The following is a 4,548-nucleotide window of genomic DNA, read 5'->3' on the forward strand; positions in this document are numbered from 1 at the left end:
GCCCGTTGCGTCTTGCCTATGACGATCCTCGCGGCTCGCGCCGGCTGCGCCAGGCGCTCCAGGGCTATCTCTGGCGCGCCCGAACCCTGAGCTACGACCTCGAGCAGATCATCATCGTCAACGGTTCGCAGCAGGGCCTAGATCTGTGCGCTCGCCTGCTTCTCGATCCCGCCGACCGCTTCGTCATCGAGGACCCGTGCTATAGGATGGCGCGTCAGGTCTTTGCCAGTACGGGTGCCTTGCCCATCCCGGTCACCGTCGACGAGGACGGGATGAAGACGGAGTTGCTGGCGGGGATCGGGGCACGACTGGCCTATGTCACGCCATCGCATCAGTTTCCGCTGGGCGGCGTCATGCCGATCACGCGCCGCCACCAGCTTCTGGAATGGGCGCGGCACAACAACGCCTATGTGATCGAGGACGACTACGACAGCGAATATCGCTACGACATCAATCCGGTCCCTCCGCTGCACAGTCTCGAGGACCACGGGGCTGTCATCTACCTCGGCACGATCTCCAAAACGCTCTCGCCGATGCTGCGTATCGGCTACCTCGTCGTCCCGCCGGAATTGCAGGAGGTCTTCGCAACCGCCAAACAATTCGCGGACCGGCATTCGCCGGTGGCTGAACAGGAGGCGCTGGCCTCTTTGATCGAGAGTGGCGGCTACGAAAGCCATGTGCGGCGCGTGCGCAGGCTGAACGGCGAGCGTCGGGGGACGTTGTTGGGCGCCTTGCGGCACAGCTTCGGCGATCGCATCGCTGTCCAGGGAGCAGATGCCGGGCTGCACGTCGCCGTTTGGCTCAAAGACCTGCCACGATCGCAGGAACCGGCACTGGTCGAAGCCGCCCGACGTGCGGGCTTGGGGCTACACCTAATCTCGCCGCTATACGAACAGCCATCGGACGAAGGCCGCGCGGATCGCGTCGGTCTTGTCATGGGATATGCCGCCTTGAGCATTCGGCAAATCGAGAAGGGCGTTGAGATCCTGCGAGCGGTTGTCAAGCAGGTGCAAGACGCGATGCCGGCGCGGAACAACTGAGACAGGGGGAGGTCGAAAGCAGGCGCTGAAAAACGGTCCGAGGGGGCCCCGTATTTCTTTGCAACAGCCAACTGGACCGGGAAAACGCCATGCAACTGGCGCTGTTGATCAGGCCAGTTTTGCAGCAGGTTTCCACGAGACGAATTTCCGAGAGCGATGATGACCTGGCTAGGAAAGCTGCTTCATATCCATATCGCGCCTGCTGCCTCCTATGAAATGGAGGAGCTAGCGGAGGCGCAGCTTATTGCCGGCCAAGGCATTGTCGGAGATCGCTACTACCTGGGGGCGGGGACCTATTCGGCGCGTCCCGACGTTCGCGAGGTGACGCTGATCGAAGCTGAAGTTCTGGAAGCCATCGCGCAGGGCGAACCCAGGATACCGGGCTTCAAGGCCAAGCTTGCGCCCGAAGATCACCGGCGCAATCTGACGACACGAGGCGCTCCGCTAGGCCATCTTGTCGGCAAACGCTTCCGGGTCGGGGAAACGATCCTTAGAGCCGCCCGGATGAATGTCCCGTGCAAGTATATCGAGGAGTTGCTGGGGCTTCCGGGTCTCTACGACGGGCTTCTGAACCGCTCCGGCCTGAACTGCGCAATCGAGGTCGGGGGCGTGATCCGCCCCGGTGATCTGATCTTGCCCATCGACGAGTGAAACGCCATGGCCTCGCCCCGCATCGTCATGAAGCTGACCGTGACCGCTGTCCGCAAGGAGCCGGGGGAAGTACTGGTCATCGGCCTCAAACACCCGCGCAAACCTGTGCTGCCGCCGTTCGAGGCGGGTTCTCACGTCGATGTCCATCTGCCTGAAGGGAAGGTGCGTCAGTATTCTCTTTGCGGCGACCCGACCGAGCTCAGCCGCTACACCATCGCGGTGAAGCGCGAGAATGACGGCCGTGGCGGCTCGGCGTGGATCCACGAAACCATTGCCGTCGGCTCCACACTGCCTGTCTCCGCGCCACGCAACCATTTTGCGCTCAAGCCAGGCGAGGGGCCGACTTTGCTGCTGGCAGGGGGGATCGGGATCACCCCGGTTCTGGCCATGGCGCGCGCGCTCACCCGGCAGGCCAAGCCCTTCGAGTTGCACTATTTCACCCGCAGCCGGGCGCTCACGCCACTCTTGCCGGTGATCGAGGGCGATCTTCCTGGCGGCAATGTTCGGCTCCATTTCGACGACGAGACGGCGACCCGGCAGGACATCGCCGCGCTGCTGGCGAACCGTTCGGCCGAGGCACAGGTTTACTATTGCGGACCGCCCGGATTCATGGCCGCCGTGGGGCGGGCGGCTGAACACTGGCCTGAGGGCACGGTTCATTTCGAAACTTTCCAGCCTCCCGACTTTGATGGCGCACCACCGGAACCATTCGTCATAGAACTCCGTGAGGGCAGGATGGTTGAGGTTTCGGCGCAGACCACGGCGCTCGCGGCTCTGCGCGCCGCCGGGGTGCCCTTACTGGCCTCATGCGAGAACGGGGTTTGCGGGACCTGCGAATGCGTTATGCTTAGTGGACAGCCGATCCATCGGGATTCCGTCCTGTCCAAAGACGCACGCGGCCATCGCTTCATCCCCTGCGTGTCACGCGCGACGGGCGTGCTGAAGCTCGATCTTTGACGATCTACTCTGGGAGGCATCGGTCCGACCGCTGATTTTCGGGGAAGTGAATGATATTTGAACGAGATCGAGCGCTGCGCTGATTGCCCCCGAGATCAAGGCCCGCTACCCGGATTTTCATCTGATCAGGATTGTGGTGCGGAACGCTGAAATCGACGTGCCGGATGCACAGGCGTTGAACGACACGATTGCGGCGGCGGAACAGGCCGCGCTTCGCGATGACGCCCAAAGGGACGCGCATCTTGCGGCGTGGGCCGTTGCCTACGAGGCTTTCGGCACAAAGGCCAATCGAACGCCGTGCTCGGCCGCCGCGCTTCTCAAGCGGGTGCGGAAAGATGGCTCTCTCCCGCGGATTTCCCCACTGGTTGATGCCTACAATGCCGTCAGCGTGTTGTATGGCGTTCCGATTGGCGGGGAAGATCTCGATCTCTACCAGGGGTCCCGAGACTTTTAATTGCGAAGGGAGCGGAGCCATTCGACACGATCGAGCAAGGTGAAATGGTAACCGAGCATCCCGAACCGGGCGAAGTCATCTGGTGCGATGATTCCGGTGTCACGTGCCGCCGCTGGAACTGGCGGCAGGGGCGGCGCACCATGGGTCACGGTCGATACCCGCGCCATGTGGCTCGTGCTGGAAGCCCTCGGCCCAATGTCAGCTATACAGATGACGGGCACCGGAGAGCATCTGATGGGACTTATCCAAGCGTTGTGCCCGGGTGCGCGAATCGAAACCGCGCGCGAGTCCACTACATCTCGTGTCCCTTAGGGCATGGCCCCCACCTTTCGGGAAAAACACCCCACTCAGCCCTGTCCAGATCTGGCGCTCCTTGCTCGCTCCGCTGGCCTACACAGTTGATTGCGAACGACCCAGAACGGCTCTCGAAAACGAGCGTCGAACGAAATCAGATCACCGTTTGTTCTCCCTTAGCGTTGTTTGGCGTACTTTTATCGCGATGCCCTCTGATACGCTGGCTGCAATAGCCGCAATCCTCCGGGCAGCCGCCTGTCTTGATGCTGAGAAGCCGGCTGAGCTGGACCTTGTTGGGATCGAAATTCTGGCGGTGCACGGTTTGCGCAAGGAAGAGGAGATTTTGAAGGGGGCATCGTGAAGTGCCTGAGCCTTCTCCAGGGTCCACGCTCCAGGGTCAGGGGATTGAGCCTGTGGCGATGTCTGCATTGAACTGGCTGTTTGCATGTCCATGCTGTTCCTCCGGTTCTGCCGTAAGGGTGTTTGCTGTGACGACGATCGGAAAGGACACTTGACCCACTTGTAGTCCGCGCCTTTGGTCGACATAGCGGACTGGCTCTGGCCACCGGCAAGGTTGAAGAGCGTTCCGTTGTTGCAGTCGTACTTGGCCTGCGTGAACCAGATGCGTGAGCGCGCGGTCGCGTTTCAGGGTTGGTCTACTCGTAAAAAGGAATTGTCTTAGGCGGAAGGCCGCACTTAATACCGCTATCCTATTGGCGCCCCATCAGGTTCCCGGATTGAGCAAGTCCGGATCACTATTTTATGCCGCTGCCGGCGTTGTGTCGGCCATGTGCACGCGCGCTGCCGCTGCCAGCAGGTCGGTCTGGGTGATCAGCCCAATAATGCGTCGCTCGGTATCGACGATGACCACGGCATGGCTGCGGCCGTCGGTGAGCACCGGCAGCAGGCTCATCGCCGGCGTATCGGGAGAGGCGGTGCTAGCCTTCCACATCACAGCCCTCACCGTGTCGGTCGCCTTCGTCAGCTCGCGCAAGCCAACTACACCGACCAGCCCGCCCTCGGCGTCGGTCACCGGCAGCGTCCGGATGTTGTGATCGAGCAGCAAATGACGCGCCTGGTCGGCAGGCGCATGTTCATCGACCGAAATCACATCGCGCGACATGATGTCCTCGCACAGCAGGACCCGGTGGG

At 61.9% G+C, this 4,548-nt stretch carries 5 protein-coding genes and 1 pseudogene; 4 read left to right on the forward strand and 2 right to left on the reverse strand.

What is annotated here, in order from left to right:
- The 4 genes from pdxR to NKI24_RS35535 form a co-directional block, all read left to right on the forward strand.
- Positions 1 to 1,040 (forward strand): MocR-like pyridoxine biosynthesis transcription factor PdxR (gene pdxR / locus NKI24_RS35520; RefSeq protein ID WP_352750808.1); only part of this gene is annotated, 1,040 nt, incomplete at its 5' end.
- 159 nt (positions 1,041 to 1,199) lie between these two features.
- Complete coding sequence (locus NKI24_RS35525; RefSeq protein ID WP_352579575.1) at positions 1,200 to 1,691, forward strand: MOSC domain-containing protein; 492 nt, start codon at positions 1,200 to 1,202, stop codon at positions 1,689 to 1,691.
- A gap of 6 nt (positions 1,692 to 1,697) precedes the next feature.
- Positions 1,698 to 2,648 carry a PDR/VanB family oxidoreductase gene (locus NKI24_RS35530; protein ID WP_352750811.1) on the forward strand — a complete coding sequence of 317 codons (951 nt, stop codon included), beginning with the start codon at positions 1,698 to 1,700 and terminating at the stop codon, positions 2,646 to 2,648.
- Between the two features lie 136 nt (positions 2,649 to 2,784).
- Positions 2,785 to 3,102: a phenylalanine--tRNA ligase beta subunit-related protein gene (locus NKI24_RS35535; RefSeq protein WP_352750814.1), complete on the forward strand. Its 318-nt coding sequence runs from the start codon at positions 2,785 to 2,787 to the stop codon at positions 3,100 to 3,102.
- 514 nt (positions 3,103 to 3,616) lie between these two features.
- On the opposite strand, the pseudogene NKI24_RS35540 reads toward NKI24_RS35535, so the two are convergent.
- Together NKI24_RS35540 and NKI24_RS35545 are read right to left on the reverse strand one after the other, a co-directional pair.
- Positions 3,617 to 3,825 (reverse strand): annotated as a pseudogene (locus tag NKI24_RS35540) (biotin synthase BioB); the annotation flags it as partial.
- Positions 3,826 to 4,156: 331 nt separating this feature from the next.
- On the reverse strand, positions 4,157 to 4,548 hold a 392-nt coding region (locus NKI24_RS35545; protein WP_352750817.1), incomplete at its 5' end, for a CBS domain-containing protein.

Origin of the sequence: Mesorhizobium sp. M0701 (assembly GCF_040320365.1) — a bacterium.
Taxonomy (GTDB): Bacteria; Pseudomonadota; Alphaproteobacteria; order Rhizobiales; family Rhizobiaceae; genus Mesorhizobium.

Coding starts and splice junctions, on each gene's coding strand:
- NKI24_RS35525 (WP_352579575.1), top strand. CDS start 1,200: ATGACCTGGCTAGGAAAGCTGCTTCATATCCATATCGCGCCTGCTGCC.
- NKI24_RS35530 (WP_352750811.1), top strand. CDS start 1,698: ATGGCCTCGCCCCGCATCGTCATGAAGCTGACCGTGACCGCTGTCCGC.